Here is a 25057-nt window from a genome sequence, read left to right on the forward strand (position 1 = left end):
AAACGCTAAAATAAAAGTTCAACTAATTTTAGCAAGAAGTAGTAGAAGGCAAAATGACAACTATCTCACCCAGAGAAAAACAGAGCTTTTCCATTCCCCCCCTAGAAAATGGAGACAGCCTTACTTCTCCAGAATTTGAGCGACGCTATAATGCTATGCCGCATCTAAAAAAAGCCCAACTGATTGAAGGAAAAGTTTATATGGCCTCACCATTAAGATTTGAACCCCATGCCGAACCTCATGCTAACCTTATTGGTTGGTTATGGAGTTATAAAATTGCCACCCCTGGTGTACGTTTAGGAGATAATCCCACGGTACGACTCGACCTTGACAATGAGCCTCAACCAGATGCAGTCTTACTCATAGATAGTCAGTGTGGGGGGCAGTCTCATCTAAGCGATGATGGATATATTGAAGGGGCACCCGAACTTGTGGTGGAAATTTCTGCTAGTACGGCAACTATTGATTTACGGGATAAAAAACGAGCTTATCGTCGAAATGGGGTAAAAGAATATATCGTCTGGCAAGTGAGCGATCGCCAGTTTAAATAGAAGAACAAAAATATGCAATGTCACAAAAACTAATACTCAAAGCAATAAAATCCGCAAGAGAACGCCACCTCTCCATCGTTGGCATCTATTCCAGAAAATAAATAATTTTATTTAAACTATTAGACTTGTCAAAAAATCAAAAATAAAATTAATTACTATCCATAAATTATCAACTATTACCCCTATTTCCTATTCCCTGTGCCCTCTTTTATGGAGATGTCTATTGCATAGAATTATAAGTAAAAGTCACTAACATTTTTTCTACCTTTTTCCTAAAAATATCTTCCCTGTTACCTGTTGCCTACTCTGACAAAAACTCTATATCTTTTTCTCCAGATGTTTAATTATAGTAAAGTTAAGTTTGACATTAATCATAGTAGAGTACTTTTTTCATGAGTAAAGTATTAAAACGCAGGAAATTTTTAATTTATAGTTCGGCTGCTCTAGGTACGAGTATTTTTCTCAAAGCTTGTGGTGGTGCTAATAACACTACATCTGGGACTGACACAATTAAAGTGGGTATTCTCCATTCCCTCAGTGGCACAATGGCAATTAGTGAAACTACGGTAGTTGAAGCGGAAAAGTTAGCTATTGAGGAAATAAATGCTGCTGGTGGTGTATTGGGTAAGCAAATAGAGGCGATTGTAGAGGATGGTGCTTCTGACTGGCCTACTTTTGCTGAAAAGGCAAATAAACTTATTGAGCAAGACCAGGTAGTTACTGTTTTTGGTTGTTGGACTTCTGCTTCTCGGAAGTCTGTTTTGCCTGTTTTTGAATCTAAGAATCATATGCTTTGGTATCCGGTGCAATATGAGGGTCAAGAATGCTCTAAAAATATTTTTTATACGGGTGCTGCTCCTAATCAACAAATTGAACCTGCTGTAGATTGGTTGTTGGAAAATAAGGGAAAGGAATTTTTCTTAGTTGGTTCTGATTATGTTTTTCCTCGTACTGCAAATACGATTATTAAGGAGCAGTTAAAGGCTAAAGGTGGTACTACTGTTGGTGAAGATTATTTACCTTTAGGAAATACGGAAGTTACTCCAATTATTACTAAGATTAAACAGGCTTTACCTAATGGTGGAGTGATTTTTAATAGTCTTAATGGTGATAGTAATGTTGCCTTTTTCAAACAGTTGAAAGGTGCTGGTATTACTCCGGATAAATATCCAGTTATGTCGGTAAGTATTGCTGAAGAAGAAGTTAGGCAAATTGGAGAAGAATTTCTTGTAGGTCATTATGCTGCTTGGAATTATTTCCAAACTGTTGAGACAGAGGCGAATAAAAAATGGGTGGCAGATTTTAAGGCAAAATATGGTGCAGACCGAGTAACAAATGACCCGATGGAAGCTGCTTATATTATGGTTTATCTTTGGAAACAAGCAGTGGAAAAAGCTGGTTCTGCTGATGATTTAGAAGCAGTAAGAATGGCGGCGATCGGAGAAACTTTTGATGCTCCAGAAGGTTTGGTTACTATGAATGCTAATCATCATATTTCTAAAACTGTGAGAATAGGTCAAGTTCGTGATGATGGTTTATTTAATATAGTTTGGTCTACTGAAGGAGCTATTAAACCTATACCTTGGAATCAATTTGTTCCAACAACTAAGGGGTTTGCTTGTGACTGGAGTGACCCTAATAAAGGTGGTAAATATAAAGTCAGTTAACAGTTATCAGTTATCAGTTATCAGTTATTACTTTTAATTTAGGATAAAAGCTTTATTAATTGTCTTACTACAAAAGTTGGCTCCCTTGTCTTTAAAGTTAGTTGTTAATTTAAACACTGTCCCATAAGAGAGAGTCTTGTTGCTGATAGCTGACAGCTAATAGCTGTTTGCGCAGCATTCCGCAGGAAATGCTTACGTCATAAATTAGAGTAGAATTTTGTACGAGTGGTAGATAAATATGTAGGTTTAATGTTTCTATAAAATATCTGATTTTCTGTGGTGTAATTATTGATGGGTTTAAATCCTTCACTAATTACACCACTTTTTCCAGATGGTGAAGTGAAGTTGAATATTAATATATTTTCCTTGTTCCTTATTCTTAGTTAAGCGTTCGGTAATATTCGTAAAATGTTCTACTTAATTGACTCCAAAAGTTTTTTAATTCTAACTTCTGACTATTAAATTTTTTCTTGTCTCTTCCTTCTTCCTGATTCTGGAATAATTATCAAAAAGAACGGAAAAAAATAAAAGCTGCAAATTTCTACCTAGAGGTAGCTGTGTCTCATCCGAGAACTGACATATCTCTATCATTATTTCCCGGCATTTTCTCTTCCTGATTCTGGAGTAATTATCAAAAAGAACAGAAAAGAATAAAAGTTGGAAATTTCTGCCTAGAGGTAGCTGTGTCTCATCTGAGAACTGACATATCTCTATCATTATATCCCTTGATTTATTGTTCCCTTTTTCCTCTTCCTGATTCTAGAGTAATTATCAAAAATAATGGAAACAAAGGAAAGCTAGAAATTTATGTTTAGAGGTAGCTGTGTCTCATCTGAGAACTAACCTATCTCTATGATTAATTTCCCGGAATTTTTTATTCCTGATTCTGGAGTAATTATCAAAAATAACGGAAAAAAAGGAAAGCTAGAAATTTATGTTTAGAGGTAGCTGTGTCTCATCTGAGAACTAACCTATCTCTATGATTAATTTCCCGGAATTTTTTATTCCTGATTCTGGAGTAATTATCAAAAATAACGGAAAAAAAGGAAAGCTAGAAATTTATGTTTAGAGGTAGCTGTGTCTCATCTGAGAACTAACCTATCTCTATGATTAATTTCCCGGAATTTTTTATTCCTGATTCTGGAGTAATTATCAAAAATAACGGAAAAAAAGGAAAACTAGAAATTTATGATTAGAAGTAGCTGTTTCTCGTCTGAAAACTGACATATATCTATCATTATATCCCTTGATTTATTGTTCCCTTTTTCCTCTTCCTGATTCTAGAGTAATTATCAAAAATAATGGAAACAAAGGAAAGCTAGAAATTTATGTTTAGAGGTAGCTGTGTCTCATCCGAGAACTAACCTATCTCTGATCATTATTTCCCTTATTCTCTCTTCCTGATTCTGGAATAATTATCAAAAAGAATGGAAAAAAAGGAAAGCTGAAAATTTTTGTCTAGAAGTAGCTGTATCTCATCCGAGAACTAACCTATCTCTATCATTATTTCCCGAAATTTCTTTTCCCTTTTTCCTTCTTCCTTCTTCCCTCTTCCTTCTTCCCTCTTCCTTCTTCCTTACCTTAATTAAAATGCAAGAATTATTAATCGCCATATTTAACGGTATAAGTATTGGTTCAGTCTTACTAATTGTCGCTCTAGGATTAGCCATTATTTTTGGACTAATGGGAGTAATTAACTTAGCTCATGGTGAATTAATGATGTTAGGTGCTTATACTACTTTCGTAGTTCAAAATATTTGTAATAGCATAGGTGAACCTATTTCTAATATTTATATTTTTTTCGCCATTCCTATTGCCTTTATAGTCGTAGCGATCGCTGGTTTAATTTTAGAAAAAGGGGTGATACGTTTTCTCTATGGCAGACCTTTAGAAACTCTATTAGCAACTTGGGGAGTTAGTCTGATTTTGCGTCAATTTGTCCGCAGTGTAAATGGAGTCTTAATTATTGGCATAACAGTTTTTTGTCTGTTTTATTTTGGCAGTCTTTACTTCCTCAAAAAACGTCGCTATGATTGGGAAAAAATTAAAAATTTAGCAAGAGTAATTATTTGTTTCCTGTCTTTAGCGATCGCTACTACTTTGGGATTTTTATTCACAAGTCCTACCTTAACAAAACCTTGGTTTAGTTCTAGAAATGTTGATGTTACTGCCCCTGTTTGGTTACAAGGTGGATTACCTATTGGTGAGTTTCAATTACCCTATTCTCGGATTTTTATCATTATATTAACTGCCATAAGTTTGCTAGGTATTTACTTATTTTTGAATAAATCAAATTGGGGTTTAAGAATTAAAGCTGTTACCCAAAATAGAAGTATGAGTGCTTGTTTAGGTATCTCAACAGACCTAGTTGATGCTATTACATTCTCTTTGGGTTCGGGGTTAGCTGGAATTGCTGGTTGTGCAATTACATTATTAGGTTCAGTCGGTCCAAATACAGGGCAAAATTATATAGTAGATGCTTTTATGGTTGTGGTAGTTGGTGGGGTAGGTAATTTATTTGGTACTGTTATTGCTGCTATGGGAATTGGCATTACAAATTATTTGATTGGTTCAGGAACTATAGCTTTAATTTTGGGAAATATAGAAAGTCTAAAATTTTTGACTGACTTCTTCAATTTCTTGGCAACTACCAGCATGGCAAAAGTAACAGTATTTGCTTTAATTATTGTCTTTTTACAAATTAAACCAGCAGGACTATTTCCACAAAAAGGTCGAGGAGTTGAGTTATAAATTCAAAATTCAAAAGTCAAAAGTCAAAAATATGGAGCTATAAAGTTAAAAGTTAAAAGTCAAAAATATGGAGTTATAAAGTCAAAAGTTAAAAGTTAAAATAATTTCTAACTGAGGAGATAAATATTTTTTGCTTGTTCCCTATTTGTCGCCGTGGTACACCTAAGATAAATTCAAAAGTGAACAGTTAACTGTTAACAGTAATCTCTAAATATCAATGCCAAACTGGTAAGAAAAAATGATTGATTCAGAAAAAAGCTGACAATAATCAAAATAAAAAATACAGTATTACAACGTTTTTTATGATTAGTAGACTATAAAGTAGGGACTTTGCATCCAACGTCCCTACAGGGTTGTCATACCAAATTACCCTTAGTCCAGTAGGGTACATTAATGAAATGTAATGCACCATACAATAATAAAAGAAACAAGAAAGAAGGCGATCGCTCTATGATTCCAAGAGAAAAACCAAAACCAAAAAATCAAGTATTTTTCCAAAAATTATTCCTGGAATACTGACGCATTTGTTCAATAATTTCAGGATATTTATCCAAATATTCTAATGATTCTAAAGGCGGATAAACTACTCTATCTTTCCTTTAATTTACTTTATCAACATCAGCAGAAAAAGCTTCATCATCATCTCGATGAGAGAAAACATAACTTTTTAACTCTTGAGAAGTCATAGTTTGAAAATCAGGTTTTTTATTCATTTGCTCTATTCACCATTAGCTTTAATTTCAATCTCAATATCTTCCTCAATTAACATAAATATCTTCTTACTACGCTTATCTAATCCGATCGAGTTATACCAAATTCAAGAAAGATTATTACAGTAAAATATAGATGCTTAAAGGAATTGAAAAATATTCACTGTTTATTTCTTATACCTACCACCTACCACCTAACACCTAATACCTTGAATAGCCAATGTAGCAATATTTTTTGAAAATGGTATTAATTGGTAAATAAAATCTCGTTCCCCAGGAAAATAGGATATAACATTGTAAGAGTTGTACTTGTGTAGGAATAATTGTTCCTCCAAAAATTGAACAAATAATACAGCAGGTTCCAGACTAATGTGGTACAACTAACAAAATAAATATTTTTTCCTTATTCCCTATTCTACTGAACTAAAACATCTAAAATCGTACATTACAACGGGTTGTTAAATACCTTTCACATTCTAAATTTTCGCATTAAATACTCATCTTATAAATTCTGCTACCCATCTTAGTATTTGCCATTCCCTACTCCCTATTCCCTACTCCCTAATTATGAATATGATTAAAAATAAACATAATAAATTATTAATTCAAATCGGCATAATAGCAGCAATAACTTTAATCTTTGCCATCATAATGCCATTAACTTTACCAGGATTTAGACTGAAATTATTAGGGCGTTTTCTATCTCTAGCAATTGTGGCTTTAGGCATAGACTTAATCTGGGGTTATACTGGCTTATTAAGTTTAGGTCATGGCATATTTTTTGCATTAGGAGGTTATGCCTTAGCAATGTACCTCAAACTACAATTGCCAGAAGGAGAATTGCCAGAATTTTTCACTCTTTATGGTGTAGAAAAACTTCCCCTATTTTGGCAGCCTTTTCACTCTTTTCCTCTGACAATTTTAGCAATTATAATTTTGCCTGCTATTGTGGCAGCAATTCTCGGTTATCTAGTATTTAAAAATAGAATTAAAGGAGTCTACTTTTCCATACTTACTCAAGCAGCTTTACTGGTATTTTTTAACTTTTTCAACGGTCAACAAAAATTAATTAATGGTACAAACGGTTTAAAAACAGACACAGAAAAATTTTTCGGTATTTTAGCAGGGTCTGACCAAGCACAATTAATCTTTTATGAAGTAACAATTATTAGTCTTATCGCCACTTATTTAATTTGTCGTTGGCTAACAAGTGGCAGATTTGGTCGTCTATTAATTGCCATTAGAGACGATGAAACTAGAGTAAGATTTTCTGGATATAATCCTACAGAATTTAAAGTTTTAGTATTTGCTATTTCTGGAGCCATTGCCGGAATTTCTGGAGCATTATATACAGTTCAAAGTGGCATTGTTACTCCTAGTTATATGGAAGTAGCTTTTTCAATTGAAATGGTTATTTGGGTAGCAGTAGGAGGTAGAGGAACTTTAGTCGGTGCAATTATTGGTACATTATTAGTTAATTTCGGACGTACTTTTTTAAGCGAACAATTTCCTCAAATCTGGTTATTTTTCCAAGGTGCATTATTTTTATTAGTCGTGACAATATTACCTAATGGAATAGTTGGTTGGTGGCAAGAATATGGTTGGCTAAAGTTACGATCGCTCCTGGGTTTATCTCAGCCACTTATGACTTATCCTAATGTAGATAAAAATCCAGAAGTTCAGCTAGAAAAGGAACAACTAGAAAAAGAATAGTTAGGGTTTGCTGAAAAAGTATTTTTTAAGGAGTAGGGGAGAATTTTTTTGCCCAACTATGCGCTAAAAATGCTAACTTTTTGAGCATAAAGAGCTGAAAATAATGTATTTTTTAAATGCCTAAGAAGGCTATAACCTTTATCTGGCAATTGTTTGATATTTAATCAGCAAACTATAGCAATCAGGAATGAGTTGTGGGAATTGAGATGTTACTTAAAAGTATAGAATATAGCAATTATTATATTCATATGATATGTTTTTTATTCTTCTCTGTTCCCTTTTTCCTGTTCCCTGTTCCCTGTTCCCTAAAAGTTTTCAATATCTCACAACTCAAATAATATTGCTATATGATTAGGTTTAGATGAGGTAATAAAATGATAAAAAAAATTTTAAAAATTAAAAATTTAACAGTTAGTTTTGATGGTTTTAAGGCTCTAAATAATCTCAATTTTATTATGAATGTTGGTGAATTACGAGTTATTATCGGTCCCAATGGAGCGGGAAAGACTACTTTTTTAGATGTGATTACTGGCAAAGTTCAACCAACAACAGGAAAAGTTTTCTTTAGAGGTAAGAATTTAATGAAAATTCCCGAACATAAAATAGCTTGTATGGGAATAGGGCGTAAATTTCAAACACCTAGAATATATCTAAATTTAACTGTTAGAGAAAATTTAGATTTAGTTATTAATCGCCATAAAGGAGTAATTGCTACTTTATTTCGTAAAGTTCCTTCCGCAGAAATTAGAAGTGTAGCTGGTTTATTAGAAACTATAAATTTAGTAGGAAAAGCAAATATTAAAGCAGCTTTTTTATCTCATGGTGAAAAACAACGTTTAGAAATAGGTATGTTAGTTGCTCAATCTCCCGACCTATTATTAGTAGATGAACCCGTAGCTGGTTTAACTGATGAAGAAACAGAAAATATAGGTTCTCTTTTGTTAAACTTAGCTGCCAGTCATTCAATTATTGTCATTGAACATGACATGGAATTTGTGCGTCAAATAGCCAAAAAAGTAACTGTTTTACATCAAGGTTCTGTACTTTGTGAAGGAACTATGGATGAAGTGCAGAATGATGCAAGAGTTATCGAAGTTTATTTAGGATCTGTTGAAAAAAATTGAGGTGCGTGAATGAAGTCAGAAGTTGACACTAAACAACTGGCTCAGGATTTGTCGGTATTGGTATAACAGAATGTTAGGAGAACGTTTTAACTGGTGGGAGCAAAACAGATGTCCTATAAATGCTTGTCCTCTAATTTCTCATTTACCTCAATTAAAAGACAAACCAAATTACTATAACCAGAAAAAGCAATTGCCAGAATTGAAAAAGGCTATAGTAGAAGTCAAACACTCAGGGGAGCATCTGGATTTTTCCCAAGTTTATTCAACAGTTTTGCAAGATGTATGGATGTCAGCAAGAGTTAATTAAAATTCCCGAAATTATTCCGTTTTTAGAATACTTATGTACCACGGCAAATAAACTCATTAATTGCGGGATTTATTTAGCTAGACAATGGTATTTTAAGTTGGGCAAGATACCGGGCAAATACAACTTAGAAAAGAAGTTAAAGTCCAATAGTAATTATCAGTTTTTATATTCTCAAGCAGCACAACAAACTCTTAGAGGTGTAGCAGAAGCATTTAAGTCTTATCAAGCACTTTCTCAGAAGTATCTCAAAGGAGAATTAACTGATAAACCCCAACTACCAAAATATCGCAAAAAGGGAGGAATGGGAGTTATAACTTATCCTAAGCAAGCTTTAAAGCTGAAAAATGGTCAAGTTAAAGTACCTTTGGGAAGAAAGGTTAAAGCAGCATTTAAAGTTGATAGTTTTCTCTTAGATTTCCCTAGTAATCTTGAGTTTAAAGAAATCAGAGAAATTAGAATTTTACCTCGTAACTTCTGTTTTTATGTTGAATGGGTTTATGAGTTAAAAGCCGATCTGCCTCGGCTAGATAAAGCTAAAGTTATAGGTATAGACCACGGAGTTGATAATTGGTTAAGTTGCGTCTCTAATGTAGGGACAAGTTTTATCATTGATGGTAAACACCTGAAGTCAAAAAATCAATGGTACAACAAACAAATAGCTACAATTAAAGATAATAAACCCCAAGGATTTTGGTCAAATAAATTAGCGCGCATAACTGAAAAACGCAATAGGCAGATGCGTGATGCTGTTAACAAAGCAGCAAGATTGGTGATTAATCATTGCCTTAAATATGGAATTGGCCGAATAGTTTTTGGTTGGAATAAACGACAAAAAGATAGTATTAATATCGGCGCAAAAAATAACCAAAAGTTTGTACAAATCCCCACGGCTAAACTCAAAGAAAGAATTATTCAGTTATGCGAATTATACGGCATAGAGTTTATTGAAACTGAAGAATCGTATACCTCGCAAGCTAGTTTTTTAGATGATGACTTCTTGCCAAACTATGGTGAAAAACCCGGAAGCTGGAAGCCGTCAGGCAAGCGAATTAAGCGATGCAGCGCGGTCTTGGGGGTTTCCCCCATGAGCGACTGCATCAAGACAACGAGGACTCTATCAAACTAAAAACGGTTTGTTAGTTAATGCCGATTGTAATGGCGCAGCTAATATCCTCAAAAAAGTAGCGGCAACTTTAAGGTTTTCCCTTAAAGAAGTCAGTAGAGGCAGTTTGATCATGCCTTTAAGAATCCAGTTTTGGATTGCTTAAGAATCCCCGTACCTTTAGGTCGGGGAGTATCAATATTAGCTTTAATTTTCTTTTGATTAACATGAATCCTTGTTGGTGCTTGCCGTAGTCCTTTACACCAAACTCCTCGAGGACCTCTTTTACCTGGTATAACATCAGGCATATTCTGATATAGAGGAATTCGCCAGAATCTTTTATGCTTATCAGCCCCTTTGATTCTACCTTGAGCAAGAAGCACTCTAACTCATTGACAACAAATACCTAACAAAAAAGCTGCTTCTCTAGTTCCAATGATAGTCATTTTTACTCTAGCACTATAGTTTTTACTTTATTAAAATATAAAATCAAAAAACATCAAAAAATTATGAATTTTAATCTACCCAATCAAGCTGGACAAAATCAAATAAATCATAGCACCTTACAAGTATCTAATATAAATGTATTTTATAGAGAAAGTCATATTTTGCGCAATGTTGATTTAAGCGTGAAACCAGGAGAAATGGTATGTTTAATCGGTAGAAATGGAGTGGGCAAAACAACATTACTCAAAACAGTAATGGGACTACTCAGGCCACGGACAGGAAAAATTAATTTATGGGGTCAAGCGATCGCCACTCTCCGACCAGACCAACGCGCTCGACTAGGTATTGGTTATGTACCCCAAGGTAGAGAAATTATACCCAGATTAACAGTCAAAGAAAATTTATTGCTTGGTTTAGAAGCCAGAAAAGAAAATAGAAAAGGAAAAAATGAAATACTCGAAGAAATATTTGAATTATTTCCTGTTCTAAAAACAATGTTATCTAGGATGGGAGGAAATTTGAGCGGTGGTCAACAACAACAATTAGCGATCGCTCGTGCATTGATGAGTAAGCCAAATTTACTTTTGTTAGATGAACCGACCGAGGGTATTCAACCTTCTATTATTTTAGAAATAGAAACTGCGGTGAGAAATATTATTAAAAGTAGAGGTATTTCTGTTTTATTGGTAGAACAACATCTCCATTTTGTGCGTAAAGCAGACCGATATTATGCAATGCAAAAAGGAGGAATTGTGGCATCAGGAAATACTACAGAATTAAGTCAAGAAGTAATCCAAAGGTTTTTAGCAGTTTAATATCAAACCTGTTTCCAGTTTCTTCTTGGCAAATAAACTTGCCAAAAAAGGAACTATAATCTATCACAAATATTATGTATAGATATGGAGAGGAGTCTAGTTGACACTCCGCAGGATAAATCCACGCGAATTCTTAAACCGAATAAATTTGCCGGGATCAATCCACGTCAAATTTAACCCTTAATGGCATAGTCAAAGATGCCTCTAGTCTGTCTGGGATAAAGCCATTCAGGTTACTTTTTAATCCAATATTTGCTGCTCCATTGCAGTCAGCATTAATCAATTTATTTTCCTTAGTTTTGTACAAACCACGTTTGATTCTTTTGCCACTAAAACTATATTCAGTTGAATTATGAGCTTGATTTACAGGTATATTGTCTCTATCCAAAAAACTAGCCTTGGATGTGTAAGACTCCTCTTGTTCCAAATAAGTTAATCCATATCTTTCACACATAGCTTTTAACTTTAATCTCAAACTATAGTGTGGTATCTGTACAAATTTTTGATTAGTTTTTTTGCCTAAGTTGATATCTTTTTTGATTCCGGGATTAACACCTACAACAATTGTAGATATTTGACTTTTACTACACCAGTTAATGAGATATCTAACTGCTTTATTCAGATAATCCCTAACTTTATTGTTTCGATTGACTGTAATGTTAACCTGTTTCTTGGTCAACCCTTTAATACCTTGTTTATCCTTTAATGACTGTAATCTAGCATTTTCCTTGTTGTACCACTGGTTGATTGATTTAAGTTTTCTTCCGTCCAAAATGAACGACGACCCAGTATTTGATATACAGGTAGCTAAATTATTTAAACCAAGATCTATACCTAAAGCTTTATCAGTTTTCTTTGCTGGTTGTGGTTCAACTTCAGTAATAAATTCTACTGCCTCCTACGGAAGAGCTACGCTTTCAAAAAACCTAGCATCATATCTAGGAATTACCCTAACTTCCTTCAGGTTTTTATCTATTAATCTATCTGGAAAAGGGATTTTTACTTCCCCATACTCAGACTTAAATTTCCTAGACATTGGGATATTAAAATATCTATCTTTGACGATAATTCGAGGTATAATCAAAGGAAAATACCCCTCTTTATTTAAGTATCTAGGCATTCGTATTTGTTCAAAGCGATACAGCCTCTCATTGGCAGCTTTTATTAAGTTAAAGAACGACCTAAAAGACCTATCAACAACTTTTAATATTTGTTGTGCAATATCGGTTTGAAGTAGCTGATAATTTTCATTATCTTTACAGTTATGATAGTTGGATTCATATCTGAGGTATCCGCCTTCTTTGAAATAGAACTGTCTCACAGCAGTATTGCCCTACGTTGTACATATTTTTGGATAATCTGCACAACTGTCTGAGAGCTTTAAACTCTTGAATGGACAAGTTCCTAATTTTGTTTTTTTGGGTCAGATACATTTCAACTATTATCGCCATATAATAAGCGAAAATAGTTATGAAAGGCAATACTTAAACAACAGATTAAAACCTGTCAGTTAGTTTTCATCCAGGCGTTAAAACGGACTGGTTTCCCACGTCCCTAAATTTTTATGACTAGAATCCATTCATCCGATGCCACTCCTGAACGTAGTTGGCAACAAAATATAGAAAATAAATTTCATAATGCTAGACTTTCATCTAGCTTACTTAAATCTTTGACAGCAACTATTTTGCTTACTCTAACTGTTGGATGTATTCCCACTCAAAAGTTTCAAAGCAAAATATCTCCTACCTCAGAGAAAAATCTTATATCAGTTAATAACTGTGATTTAACTTCCGCTAAAGAAAATAACTCACAAATTTCTCTAGTCTCTCAAAATTCCAATGCTACTCAATGTGCTTCTGTAGACCCGTTTAGTCAAGCAGTTAGGTTTGCCACAAAAGCCTCACAGTTAGCTCAGTCCGCGAGAACTAAACAACAGTGGGATAAGGTCGCCCAAGAATGGGTACAGGCAGTCGCTTGGATGCAAGCTGTACCACCAGGAAACCCTAGACGTGCTTTTGCTGAGAAAAAAGTTGTTGAGTATATGAGAAATTTAGCTTATTCTCAACAACAAGCAGCTTCTGCACGTTCTCAATATAATCCTGTTTCTTTCAATAGCGATGTTCTCGACACCCAGTTAGAGCTTTATCTATCTTTCGTTGCTACTGTTGGTCCGCCAGATGTTTTAATTGTGGGTAGTTCCCGCGCCTTATACGGGGTCGATCCGCAACAACTACAACAATATTTAGTAGCCAAAGGGTATCGTCCGTTAAACATATTTAACTTTAGCATCAATGGGGCTACAGCTAAAGTAGTAGAGTTTCAACTACGACAACTTTTGAACAATAATCAACTGCCAAAATTAATTATTTGGGCAGATGGAGTACGAGCTTTTAATAGTGGAAGGGTAGATCGAACTTATAATTCAATTGTTGCTTCTGAGGGAAAAAGAAAATTACTTGCAGGTGTTCGTCCCCAGTTACCTCGCGCTCAGTCTAATTTGGCTTCTACCTGTTATCAGTTTCCCAAACCTTATAATGTATTTGCACCTCCCTACTCTCCTTTTGAGATATCGCGAGGAGAAGCAATAGAAGTTAATTATAGGGAACAGGGAAAAACGGTGCGATCCCGCGTCGGTGACAGAAGCAAGCAGTGGGAACTAGGGGAGGAAACCTTGCGATGGGAAAACCGACCAACAGAGGGAACGCGCAGCAACAGAGGAAACACCGGAGTCGGGAATAATTCTAATATTCTTTATCCTGACTATTTTAAGACTACCCAATATTCTTATAAACCCCTATCACAAAATTCCTCAAACTTAACATCTCATCCTCAATATTCTACTCAACTTGTACAAGCAGTAGCGATCGCTGATGTTGCCAATGCTATTGATGCTAATGGTTTTCTGCCAATGGATGGGCGATTTAATCCTTCCTATTACTATCGGCGACGACCTTATGTAGCAGGGCTTTATGATGGCGACTATGCTGGTTTTTATCTTGGAGGTACTCAGGCTCAAGCTTTAACTTCCGTTGTTAATTTTACTAAATCTCGCAATATTCCTTTAGTTTTTGTTAATTTACCTCTATCTGATAGTTATTTAGACTCTGTGCGTTGGTCTGCGGAAGAAGACTTTCATCGATGGATGCTAAGTCGGGCAAGAGAAAATGGCTTTAGATTCCTAAATTTCAATTTATATCAGCCTCAACTTGCCAAAAATGAATATTTTTTTGACCCCAGTCATCTAAATCGTTATGGTGCTGCTGCTGTAGCTCGTTATATTGCTGCTAGTTCTGGAATTTCTTGGCCACGTTGAAGAAGGTGTTCAACAATTAATAATTAATAATTAATAATTAATAATTAATAATTACCTCTCCTTGAAAACGGAATTGATTGACTCAAAGGAAAATTTTTTCTCTCTTGGTCGATTGGATATGGCTCCTTTGACCTCGCTATCCCATCCTATGGGAAGCTCCGAAGATCGACCGCTTTTTTCTCCTTTAAAGGAGAGGCTTTAAACCTTAATTATTCGGTAAGTTGTAGGTAGTAGGTTTTAGGGATATTCTATGGAATGTCCCTACTGTCATTTGAGTTATCAGTTATCAGTTATCAGTACCTCTCTGTGCCTGTTTGCGCAGCATGACCTAGGAAAGTATTGGGATTGAAATATTGAACTTGATTTTCTCTTGGTCGATTGGATATGGTTAGGAAACCCATCCATCCCACCCTTCGGAGCTTTCCCGTAGGGTGGGATGGCGAGGTCAAAGGAGCCATATCCAATCGACTCCTGTGAAGAAAAAATTTCCTTTGAGTCAATCAATTCCGTTTTAAAGGAGAGGTAATTCTAAATTCGCGCATTCTAAATTATTGAAGCGTCTGCAACGTATTTTCGTCCGAAGCGACCCACAGGGTTTCGCAACATTCCAGGACGGAAAGCCATCTCAAATCCTAGTTTTTCCTACCTCATGGGTAAGTTCTGATTACTTCAATCTTCCCTACTCCCTTACTCCCCCACTCCCCTGCTCTCCCCTCTCCACTAGATGTATATTGGCCATATTTGCTTTAAACTCGCGCAATTATCTGAGAATTTACGATCGCTGCTTCTATTTTGTTGCACTACTTCTAGAAATAGCTTCAGCGATCGCACTGAATTAATATATTTATAGCGGAAATAGCGTAAGTGTCAGCACGGATTTAATTGGCTATTTTTTGGCGATTAAATATTGAATAAAAGCTCTATTTATATAATTATCAGGAGTTTTTATCTAGCAATTATTTTTCCAGGAAATATTGCAGAAGTGACAAATCAACCAGATTTAAGCAGATGATTTTGCCAGAAAAGTGATAATTTATAGTTGCATCTACATAGTTAACACAAATTTTACCACTTCAAAAACAGATGAAAGTCAAGCAGGCAAAGACTTAAAGTGTTATTTATCTAAGCTTTATCAAAATCATCCAAATCTTCACATATCCTTCAACTATAAGCCTTCTGTAGTAGTTATATTAGATTTAATGAAACAAACAACACACAGTTCAAGAGAACAAAACCAATGAAAACAACTAAATTATTAACTTCCGTATTCGTTTTAGGTTCCATCGCATTAGGTACATTAGGTCAGGCAAAAGAAGCAGCAGCAATCACTTTTACAGATCCAACAGATCCAAACGGTCAGACAATAGAAGCTAAAGATCCAGAGAAGGAGCTACTAAGAGGTTGGTTAGCAGAAGAAGCTGTTTCAGACGGAGTATATCACGATCCAGACAAAATCCATAACCACGCTTTCTGGCTACCTGGTTTGATAGGTGGAGATGAAGAAGTATTGTTTGGAACATTTGTTTGGGATGGTCCTGCTTTCTTCTACGAATACGAAGATGGAACCGCTAATCTGTTTGGTAGCATTTACGCATTGCGCGATGATAACAAAAAATTTGATGTTAATGTTTGGTTTGAAGGCAAAAAAGAAGAATCAGGTTCCAATGGTCCTAAGAAAGAATTGAATGGTTCTGCTTACAGCAATGGCGGTCCAGTAGATACTGATGACTGGTATTATTACGATGTCGTTCAGGAAATGTCTACTTTAACTGGAGTAAGTGGAGAATATGCAGGAAAAGAGTTGAATTTATTTGACGTGACTAATGGCGGATATACTACCCAGGTTGGTATTGGAGCTAATGGAAAAAATATCAATATGGGTCTAGCTACCTGGTTTGGCGATCATGAAAACTTCACCTACGCTGATTCTGATTATGATCACTCTGATATCAACATTGATCTAGTTGCACTAGAAGCAGAAGAAGGTGGTAGCGGTATTTTGGGTGAGAGTATTCCTGAACCAGCAACAATGAGTCTTCTAAGTCTTGGTTTATTGGGTTCTGGTCTGGGTGTATTGAAGCGCAAAAATAAGTAATTGATCTTCATCTTTACCACCCAAATGATGCAAACATTAGCATCCCATCATCCCAAAACTAGGGAACTTCTATCGCTTCTACTTCTAATCTATTATTCAATTCAGCTTCAACTTATACAAAATATATATCAGGGTATCTCTACCAATCAAATTAAACAATATTTCAGTTAACTACTTTTCAATATTCATAGCAGCTTACGACCTAGAATTGGATAATGATAAACATATCTTCTGAACGATTTCAGAATGATTAGGAGAATACGAAAGCACACCAGGGCTAACTACTGAAGCCGAATAATTGGACATGCGTTGGAAAAATCTCAATAAATCTTGAAAACAATTACGATTATCTGCTATGGTATATTAAACTCTCCTAAGTTATCAAATGCTTTTTTTCATGGTTTACCAGTTCCAATGAAATCAATCAAGACCAAGCTAAAACTTAACAATAAGCAAAAAACAATACTTGCCAAACACGCAGGTGTTGCTCGTCATGCTTATAACTGGGGGTTAGCAACTTGTATAAAAGAGTACGAAGAAACTAAAAAACGCCTAAGCGCCATCACCCTGCATAAGCGTTTAGTAGCCGAAGTCAAATCAATTAATCCCTGGTACTATGAGGTATCTAAATGTGCCCCCCAGCAAGCATTAAGAGATTTAGACAGAGCATTTAAAAACTTTCTAACTATTCCTGAACGTGGATTCCCAAAATTTAAAAAAAAAGGTAGAAAAGACAGCTTTTACTTAGAAGGAAGTATCAAGATTTTCCAAGGAAACTACATAAAATTACCCAGAATAGGAGTAGTAAAAACATACGAAATCTTACCTCCAGTACCAATAAAAAACGTCACCATATCAAAAAAAGCAGATAGTTGGTACATCAGTTTCAAGTACAACTTTGAATCCTATCCAACAGAAAAAATTGGAGAAACCATAGGTGTAGACATAGGCATAAATACATTAGCAACCTGTTCTGATGGCAGCAAATTTGCTAACGTCAAAGCCTATAGACAAACCAAAAAACGATTAGTTCGTCATCAACGAGCAGTTAGTAAAAAAGTTATTGGCTCCAAAAACAGACGCAAAGCAGTAAAAAAACTAGCAAAACTTCACAAAAAAGTAGCCGATATCAGAGCATATGCACTACATAAACTCACTTCATGGTTAGCTAAAAACCACAGCACCATAGTAATTGAGGATTTGAATGTCAGTGGAATGCTCAAAAATCACAAATTAGCAAGTGCTATTGCTGATTGTGGATTTTATGAATTTAAACGTCAACTTACATACAAATGTGAATGGTACGGCAGTGAATTAGTAATAGCGGATAGGTATTATCCAAGTTCTCAAATATGTTCAAACTGTGGACATCAACAGAAAATGCCATTGCACTTGAGAACTTATGAATGTAGTGAATGCGGTTTTGAAACTGACAGAGATTTTAATGCTGCTGTCAACCTGAAAAACTATGTGTATAAGTAGCTTGAGTTCCAAGCGAATTTAAGCCTGCTCTTGAAGATAAGTTACAGACTGCGGTCAGTGGTCTTCAGTGAAACAGGAAGCTAGCTCCAAAGCTCATGCAATCATTCATGGGTAAGTTTGGGTAAGTTTAGTAGAACGGAAAGTAAATAAATCAAACTACAGATTAAAGATAAAATCTTGGTCTCCACTGTCAAATATGACTGGAGACCAATTTTAGTTTTTACACTCTCAGATCTAAAGACACTCTCGTTTCCCACTTTCCACGTGCTTCTGATGAGAAATCTCCAGAAACAAAAATTAGCCTCGCCTTTTTCAAAAAACTTTGTGGGAATGTTCCATTTATACCTATTTGACATATCAAAAACTTAAAACTTATAAGACTTACGCAGATACGCTATATATAGTACTCATAACTATTGTCCAATAGTTACTGGACTCTATACACAGTGTCTTTGCGTAAGTCCTGACTTAGATAAGACAAGATTTCTCCTTATCTCCTAGATAACTAGGGTTTGCTGAAAAAGTCTTATGGGTGAGGGTAGGAGTCAGGAGTCAGGAGACAGGAGTCAGGAGGAATGGGAGTTATAGAGGAGGTAGTCGGAAAAATGGTCTGTTAATTTTTCTGTCCTAGTGAGCCTTTTGTGCTAACTTTTTGAACCTTTTTGACCTCACTTATGGCACTTTTCCTAGCCCTAAAAATGCTAAAAGTTTTATCTGTCAATGATTTTAGATTTATTCAGCAAGCCCTAACTAAGTACCAAATCCGGTCTTCAAAACCATGTTTTTCAAATTCCTTTCTAACCCTTCTGCACTCTGCCTTACCTCACGATCAACCTTACTTTCAAAACAGAATTTAGTATAAACGCCTTATTCCTTCTTCCTTCTGCCATAACACAACAATTCTTCAATTCCTAAAGGCCGTAGTTATTGCTATACAATAACCAAGTGGTGCAGAAATTTTGCCAATCTCTATCTAATCTAAAATCTAGAATATTAACCATGGACATTAAACGAGTAATTATTGCTCATAAGGCCAAAGATGATGTGAGTCAGCATTATGCAGAACAATGTGCTAGACAGTTGGAAGATAGAGGCTGTCAAGTGTTAATGGGGCCTAGTGGACCACAAGATAATCCATATCCAGTTTTTCTTGCTTCTAGCACTCATAAAATTGACTTAGCAGTGGTTTTAGGAGGGGATGGTAGTGCTTTAGCTGCTGCAAGACATTTAGCAGCTCTAGGTATTCCAATGTTGGCAGTTAATGTGGGAGGACATTTGGGATTTTTGACAGAAAATTTTGAAGATTTTAAGGATACAGAGAAGGTATGGGATAGGTTATTTGAAGACCGGTATGCTGTACAACAGCGGATGATGTTACAGTCAGCAGTGTTTAATGGCGATCGCACTAACCTCCAACCAGCAAGCGATCGCTTTTTAGCTTTGAATGAATTTTGTATTAAACCTGCTTCTGCTGACAGGATGCCTACTTCTATTTTGGAAGTAGAAGTTGATGGTGAGGTAGTAGACCAATATCAAGGGGATGGACTTATTGTTGCTAGTCCTACAGGTTCTACTTGCTATACTGCTTCTGCTAATGGACCAATTATGCACGCTGGTATGGCTTCTATTTCTGTGACTCCAATTTGTCCTTTAAGTCTTTCTAGTCGTCCTATTGTACTTCCTCCTGGTTGTATAGTTAGTGTTTGGCCTTTACAGGAGCACGATCTAACTACTAAACTTTGGGCAGATGGAGTTCTGTCTACTGCTATTTGGCCTGGACAACGGGTGGATGTGCGTATGGCAGATTGTCAGGCTAAGTTTATTATTTTGCGGGAAAATTATTCATTTTTCCAGACTCTTAGAGAAAAACTACAATGGGCAGGTGCTAGAATTAAGTACAATAATGAGCATCGTAGTAATTAAGTCAGCACCCCGCTCTAAAAAGATGGGGCTTCGTGCCTCGTTGAATTAGGTAGCTGACCAGCCTAAGCCTTTTGAAGGCTACGTTGCATTTAAGAGCCAAAGTTCTCACCTTGGGATGCTTGCCAGTTCCATGCTCTGAAACTAGATAGTTAAAAGTTTACGAGGGGTAAAGCGGTGCTATTTGGACGTGCCGGAATGCAACATTGGCGAGGCAAACATTACCCTGCTTGCAGGAGTTTTTTCAATGAATAAAAATTCGGTTTTTGTACTTGATAAGAACAAAAAGCAATGCAATCCAGTGCATCCTGCTGCTGCCAGAAAATTATTAACAGAAGGCAAAGCAGCAGTGTTTAGACAATATCCATTCACTATTATTCTTAAGGATGAATCAACAGATGAAATAAAGCAGTTGAGAATCAAAATAGACCCTGGAGCTAAAACAACAGGATTGGCAATAGTTTCTGATACCAACATAGTTTGGTGTGCAGAATTGGGGCATCGAGGGTTTCAAGTCAGAGATAACTTAAGCGATCGTCGGATAAAAAGAAGGTCAAGACGTAGTCGCAAGACTCGTTATCGTAAACCTCGCTTTCTCAATCGCAAACGACCGCAAGCATGGTTGCCACCTTCATCAATGTCAAGGGTATTCAACATCCAATCTTGGGTAAAGAAACTGTGTCGATTAGCTCCTACCACTTCTATTAGTATGGAGTTAGTTCGGTTTGATATGCAGAAAATGGTAAACCCAGAAATTAACGGTGTTGAGTACCAGCGTGGTGAGCTATTCGGTTATGAAGTCAGAGAATATCTTCTGGAAAAGTTTAACCGAACTTGTGTTTATTGCAATAGCAAAGACGGCCCTTTTAACCTCGATCATTTTCATCCTAAGTCCAAAGGAGGTAGTGATCAAGTATCCAATTTAGTTTTGAGTTGCGTTAAATGCAATCAAGCCAAAGATAATCAATTGCCGGCTGATTTTTTGAGTGATAGACCCAAGCTTTTAGCAATGATAGATAAACAGAGAAAACAGCCGCTTGCTGATGCTGCTGCTGTTAACGCTACTCGTTGGAAGCTAAAGGAAATTCTCAAAACTACTGGTTTGCCTGTTGAAATTGGTAGTGGGGGATTAACAAAGTTTAATCGAAAGCACTTAGGTATTTCCAAATCTCACTGGACTGATGCAGCGTGCGTTGGAAAATCTACTCCAGAAACTTTAAACATCAGAGGCTATCAACCTCTTTTAATTAAAGCTATGGGGTATAGTTTTCGTCAGATGGTTAAGTCTGATAAGTACGGATTTCCCAGGGGAGCTCCGAAGTTAAGGCAGAAGTCATTCTTTGGTTTTCAGACTGGAGATATGGTTAAGGCAGTAGTTCCTAAAGGCAAATATGCAGGTACTCATACCGGCAGAATTGCTGTTAGGAAAAAGGTTTCTCAGATGACAATCAAATCAAGTAGAAAACTTAGAAGTAAGTCAGTTAGGCAAATGCTGAATTGGGCACATTACAGATTTGAACTTTTCTTGAAACATAAAGCTGCTGAATATAACAAAATCGTCTTAGATGTAAGTGAAGCTTATACTAGCAAAACAGTTAGCTGGACTGGTGAGATCCTGAATAATTTAGGTGGTAAAAAAGTTGTTACTGGTAACGATGGTTTTCGCCTCGATCGCGACTTAAACGGAGCGCGTGGAATTTTGATCAAAAGCGTGGTAGAGAAATTTTCTACCACATTGGGAGATACCCCCTCAGTAAGTTAATCTTGCTGTGCATTGTTAACAATTGTTAGCAAAATAGTATCGGCAACTTTAAACTCAAAACATCAACTCAAACCTTTGACGTAAATTACAAGTATTGTCGTCATCTCCATAAGTCTGATGGGTTCGACTATGGATTTGGGGAATTAGTCAAACAGAAAGCTCCAAAACCTAATTCAAAACTTCTGGCCTTACCTGTTAAACTTGACCTCTTTGATACAACTGAGTTTTCTACTGAAGTTACCAAAACTAAAACTAAGCGTTACTCGTCAGTTCAAGGGCACTGAGGCAGAGCAACTAAGTTTGTTTTAGGGCTCACGGCGGTTAAAATCCCCCGAGTCAAACTTCTTGCGCGAGTTAAAAGTCGTGGCTCCCGTTCTCCCATCTTTTTTCCGTGGGGTGAGACAACTAAAATTTTGTAATAGTAGGAGCGGTTTCCAGGTTAAATTAATGAGTCTTAGCCAATTAGATGAACCCCCCAGTGATATGATGAACTATTTTAATTGTGTCGGTCCAGTAGATTGTCAAGAAAATTTTTTGACTGAATGAAGTTTTAATTGAGTTGTTTCTTAAGCTCCTCACATCTCCCAATTTTCAAAACTCTAACATTGATGGTCAAAAATTATTTAAGTCAGACAAAAAAAATCCTCAAAATTGTCTCAATTAATCTGATTTTATGTTTGTCTATATTAAGTTTAGTTGAAGGTCTATCTAGCATTATTTTACTGTTTTATAAAATCAGTAAAGTTCAACCAATCAGCGAAATACGCCACACTCAATATGATGAATTATTAGGATGGGTGAATATTCCTAATGCTGATATTCCAAGTATGTATGGTCAGGGGATATATTTTCGGACAAATTCTCAATCATTCAGAAATAATGAAGACTTTACTATTAATATTTCTCCTAATAAAGTTAGGATAATTTGTTCTGGGGATTCTTTTACAATGGGATGGGGTGTTAGTAATGACCAAACATGGTGTCAATTATTAACATCTATAAATCAACGTTTGCAAACTATTAATATGGGTCAAGGGGGATATGGTGTTGACCAAGCTTATTTATGGTACAAACGTGATGGTACTAAATTTGACCATAATATTCAGATATTTGCTTTTATTACTGATGATTTTCTGCGGATGCAACGGGCAAAGTCTCTGGGTTATGGGAAACCATTATTGTCTTTAGAAAATGGGGAGTTAGTTAATGATAATTTTCCTGTGCCTAGAGGTTCTTTTTTAGTTCCAAAAATCACAGAAGGTAGTAGATATCTCCAGGAGTTAAGATTTTTAAATCTATGGCAAACATTGTTTCCTAGAAAGCTGGAAACTGACAATAAATATGTTGTTCAAACTCCTGCCATAGCTATCAAAATTTTTGAATACTTGGCGAAAATTAATCAAGAGAAAAATAGTAAGTTAGTGGTGGTTTATTTACCTATTCGTTCTGATTATGATCGAAATGAATCTGATTTTTGGCGACAATATCTACAGGCAGAATTAGAGAAACGCAACATAATTTATATTGATTTAATTGCTGAATTTAGGAACAGAATGCCTAATGAACAAGTAGAAACTGCTTTCTTGGGCGGTAATGGGCATTATTCTGTATCTGGTAATGAATTTTTTGCTAATCTTTTGTATGAAAAGTTGTTATCTATGCCTGAAGTTGCAGTTATTTTACAAGGGAATAGGGAATAGAATACAGAACAAGCAAAAAAGCAGATTCCAACTATTGCAAAATAAAAATATTAACGTTCAAACCTCTGATTAAGGCGATCGCTCACTGAAATTAAACTGACTTGACTATGGCACTAATAAAATGCTAATACATAGTATCAAATAGCAAATATAAATATTTGCCATTGGTGCTTTTTACAAGTTTAAAAAGGTGTTTAGGAGCAACGTTGATTTATCCCATAGAGCTTCAATTTAACCATATTTCCTCATATCCAAAACTCCAAAACTCTAACACTCATGATCAATAATAGTTTACTTCAGACAAAAAAAATTATCAAAATTGTTTCGATTAATCTGATTTTAATTGTGGTGATATTGAGTTTAGTTGAAGGTCTATCTAGTATTTTATTAATGTTTTATAAAATCAGTAAAGTTCAACCAAGACCTGAAACACGCCACACTCAATATGATGAATTATTAGGATGGGTGAATATTCCTAATGTTGATATTCCAAATATGTATGGAGAGGGGATATATTTTCAAACTAATTCTCAATCATTCAGAAATAAGGAAGACTTTAGCGTTAATATTCCCCCTAATAAAGTAAGGATAGTTTGTTCTGGAGATTCCGTCACTATGGGATGGGGTGTCAGCAACAACCAAAGCTGGTGTCACCTTTTAAGCTCAATCAACCAAAGGCTACAAACTATTAATATGGCCCAAGGGGGATATGGTGTCGATCAAGCTTATTTATGGTACAAACGTGATGGTACTAAATTTGAGCATAACATTCAGATATTTGCTTTTATTACTCATGATTTTTTGCGGATGCAGAATGCAAATTTTACGGGTTACGGCAAACCATTATTATCTTTAGAAAATGGGGAGTTAGTTAATCATAATTTTCCTGTGCCTAGAGGTTCTTTTTTAGCTCCAAAAATTACACAAGGTAGCAGATATATTCAGGAGTTAAGATTTTTAGGTTTATGGAAAAAATTGTTTCCTATAAAACTTGAAACTGACAATAAATATGTTGTTCAAACTCCTGCTATAGCTATCAAAATTTTTGAAGAATTGGCGGAAATAAATCAAGCGAAAAATAGTAAGTTAGTCGTAGTTTATTTACCTAGTCGTTCGGACTATTATAAGAATGACTCTGATTCTTGGCGACAATATCTACAGACAGAATTACAGAAACGAAACATAATCTATATTGATTTAATTGCCGAATTTAGAGATAAAATGCCAAATGAACAACTAGAAAAAGCCTTCTTGGGCGGTAATTGGCATTATTCTGTATCTGGCAATCAATTTATTGCTAATATTTTGTATGAAAAGTTATTGTCTTTGCCAGAAGTTGCAGTTATTTTACAGCAGTAGAAAATACAAAGCAGTTATCTGAGGTGAATTCACTTTAAATATTCCACCTGGTAATGTTAAATTAGCGGTAGTCCTGAATCTGTCAGGATATTTGTTGCTATACTCCTTTTATTGGTAGGAAGTAAGCTGCAAAAATCATTAAAATCATTACTTGTTTACCACTACCAAATTAGCTAATCTCTTAACCATAAGGTCTAAGTACAGGACAAAAATTGAAGATCGCAGCTAAAATTAGATTC

19 protein-coding genes and 1 pseudogene are annotated in these 25057 nt (G+C 35.5%); 16 read left to right on the forward strand and 4 right to left on the reverse strand.

Going from position 1 to position 25057, the window contains the following annotated elements; all coding sequences use genetic code 11:
- Positions 1 to 53: 53 nt before the first annotated feature.
- From F6K23_RS23225 to F6K23_RS23235, 3 genes and pseudogenes are all read left to right on the forward strand, one after another.
- Positions 54 to 542: pseudogene (locus F6K23_RS23225) on the forward strand (Uma2 family endonuclease); the annotation flags it as partial.
- 401 nt (positions 543 to 943) lie between these two features.
- Positions 944 to 2218 carry an urea ABC transporter substrate-binding protein gene (gene urtA, locus F6K23_RS23230; protein WP_293160200.1) on the forward strand — a complete coding sequence of 425 codons (1275 nt, stop codon included), beginning with the start codon at positions 944 to 946 and terminating at the stop codon, positions 2216 to 2218.
- Between the two features lie 1590 nt (positions 2219 to 3808).
- Positions 3809 to 4969, forward strand: coding sequence for a branched-chain amino acid ABC transporter permease (locus F6K23_RS23235; RefSeq protein WP_293160202.1), 1161 nt, complete (start codon positions 3809 to 3811; stop codon positions 4967 to 4969).
- A gap of 599 nt (positions 4970 to 5568) precedes the next feature.
- Here F6K23_RS23235 and F6K23_RS42905 read toward each other — a convergent pair.
- Together F6K23_RS42905 and F6K23_RS42910 are read right to left on the reverse strand one after the other, a co-directional pair.
- Positions 5569 to 5682: a hypothetical protein gene (locus tag F6K23_RS42905; RefSeq protein ID WP_375340776.1), complete on the reverse strand. Its 114-nt coding sequence runs from the start codon at positions 5680 to 5682 to the stop codon at positions 5569 to 5571.
- A 5-nt stretch (positions 5683 to 5687) separates the two neighbouring features.
- The gene (locus F6K23_RS42910; RefSeq protein ID WP_375340777.1) at positions 5688 to 5786 is read right to left on the reverse strand and encodes a hypothetical protein; all 99 of its coding nucleotides are present in this window, start codon (positions 5784 to 5786) and stop codon (positions 5688 to 5690) included.
- A gap of 466 nt (positions 5787 to 6252) precedes the next feature.
- Between F6K23_RS42910 and urtC the strand changes: the two genes are divergently transcribed.
- From urtC to urtE, 5 genes are all read left to right on the forward strand, one after another.
- Positions 6253 to 7392 (forward strand): urea ABC transporter permease subunit UrtC, encoded by a 1140-nt coding sequence (urtC, locus tag F6K23_RS23240; RefSeq protein ID WP_293160204.1) that lies wholly within the window; start codon positions 6253 to 6255, stop codon positions 7390 to 7392.
- 374 nt (positions 7393 to 7766) lie between these two features.
- Complete coding sequence (gene urtD / locus F6K23_RS23245) at positions 7767 to 8516, forward strand: urea ABC transporter ATP-binding protein UrtD (RefSeq protein ID WP_293160206.1); 750 nt, start codon at positions 7767 to 7769, stop codon at positions 8514 to 8516.
- A gap of 22 nt (positions 8517 to 8538) precedes the next feature.
- Positions 8539 to 8823: a helix-turn-helix domain-containing protein gene (locus F6K23_RS23250; protein ID WP_293160208.1), complete on the forward strand. Its 285-nt coding sequence runs from the start codon at positions 8539 to 8541 to the stop codon at positions 8821 to 8823.
- A complete protein-coding gene (locus F6K23_RS23255; protein ID WP_293160210.1) occupies positions 8795 to 9949 on the forward strand; it encodes a transposase in 1155 nt (384 codons plus the stop codon). The genes F6K23_RS23250 and F6K23_RS23255 overlap by 29 nt, the downstream gene beginning before the upstream one ends.
- A 485-nt stretch (positions 9950 to 10434) precedes the next feature.
- Positions 10435 to 11187 (forward strand): urea ABC transporter ATP-binding subunit UrtE, encoded by a 753-nt coding sequence (urtE, locus tag F6K23_RS23260; RefSeq protein WP_293160212.1) that lies wholly within the window; start codon positions 10435 to 10437, stop codon positions 11185 to 11187.
- 157 nt (positions 11188 to 11344) lie between these two features.
- On the opposite strand, the gene F6K23_RS23265 is transcribed toward urtE, so the two are convergent.
- Both F6K23_RS23265 and F6K23_RS23270 read right to left on the reverse strand, forming a co-directional pair.
- Positions 11345 to 12070: an RNA-guided endonuclease TnpB family protein gene (locus F6K23_RS23265; RefSeq protein WP_367267792.1), complete on the reverse strand. Its 726-nt coding sequence runs from the start codon at positions 12068 to 12070 to the stop codon at positions 11345 to 11347.
- A gap of 15 nt (positions 12071 to 12085) precedes the next feature.
- Positions 12086 to 12508, reverse strand: coding sequence for a hypothetical protein (locus tag F6K23_RS23270; RefSeq protein ID WP_293160214.1), 423 nt, complete (start codon positions 12506 to 12508; stop codon positions 12086 to 12088).
- 243 nt (positions 12509 to 12751) lie between these two features.
- Here F6K23_RS23270 and F6K23_RS23275 point away from each other — a divergent pair, with 243 nt between their 5' ends.
- From F6K23_RS23275 to F6K23_RS23310, 8 genes are all read left to right on the forward strand, one after another.
- Positions 12752 to 14500: a hypothetical protein gene (locus tag F6K23_RS23275; RefSeq protein WP_293160215.1), complete on the forward strand. Its 1749-nt coding sequence runs from the start codon at positions 12752 to 12754 to the stop codon at positions 14498 to 14500.
- Between the two features lie 1025 nt (positions 14501 to 15525).
- The gene (locus tag F6K23_RS23280) at positions 15526 to 15741 is read left to right on the forward strand and encodes a hypothetical protein (protein WP_293160217.1); all 216 of its coding nucleotides are present in this window, start codon (positions 15526 to 15528) and stop codon (positions 15739 to 15741) included.
- The gene (locus F6K23_RS23285) at positions 15738 to 16595 is read left to right on the forward strand and encodes a PEP-CTERM sorting domain-containing protein (RefSeq protein ID WP_293160219.1); all 858 of its coding nucleotides are present in this window, start codon (positions 15738 to 15740) and stop codon (positions 16593 to 16595) included. The genes F6K23_RS23280 and F6K23_RS23285 overlap by 4 nt, the downstream gene beginning before the upstream one ends.
- Before the next feature lie 330 nt (positions 16596 to 16925).
- Positions 16926 to 18077: an RNA-guided endonuclease TnpB family protein gene (locus F6K23_RS23290; protein ID WP_293160221.1), complete on the forward strand. Its 1152-nt coding sequence runs from the start codon at positions 16926 to 16928 to the stop codon at positions 18075 to 18077.
- Between the two features lie 999 nt (positions 18078 to 19076).
- Positions 19077 to 20000: an NAD(+) kinase gene (locus F6K23_RS23295; RefSeq protein ID WP_293160223.1), complete on the forward strand. Its 924-nt coding sequence runs from the start codon at positions 19077 to 19079 to the stop codon at positions 19998 to 20000.
- A 244-nt stretch (positions 20001 to 20244) separates the two neighbouring features.
- On the forward strand, positions 20245 to 21759 hold the full coding sequence (iscB, locus tag F6K23_RS23300; RefSeq protein WP_293160225.1) for an RNA-guided endonuclease IscB: 1515 nt from the start codon (positions 20245 to 20247) through the stop codon (positions 21757 to 21759).
- 608 nt (positions 21760 to 22367) lie between these two features.
- Positions 22368 to 23459 carry a hypothetical protein gene (locus F6K23_RS23305; protein WP_293160227.1) on the forward strand — a complete coding sequence of 364 codons (1092 nt, stop codon included), beginning with the start codon at positions 22368 to 22370 and terminating at the stop codon, positions 23457 to 23459.
- 276 nt (positions 23460 to 23735) lie between these two features.
- Positions 23736 to 24818, forward strand: coding sequence for a hypothetical protein (locus F6K23_RS23310; RefSeq protein ID WP_293160229.1), 1083 nt, complete (start codon positions 23736 to 23738; stop codon positions 24816 to 24818).
- Positions 24819 to 25057: the final 239 nt, after the last annotated feature.

It is taken from the genome of Okeania sp. SIO2C9 (assembly GCF_010672455.1).
In the GTDB taxonomy this organism is placed as follows: Bacteria; Cyanobacteriota; Cyanobacteriia; order Cyanobacteriales; family Microcoleaceae; genus Okeania.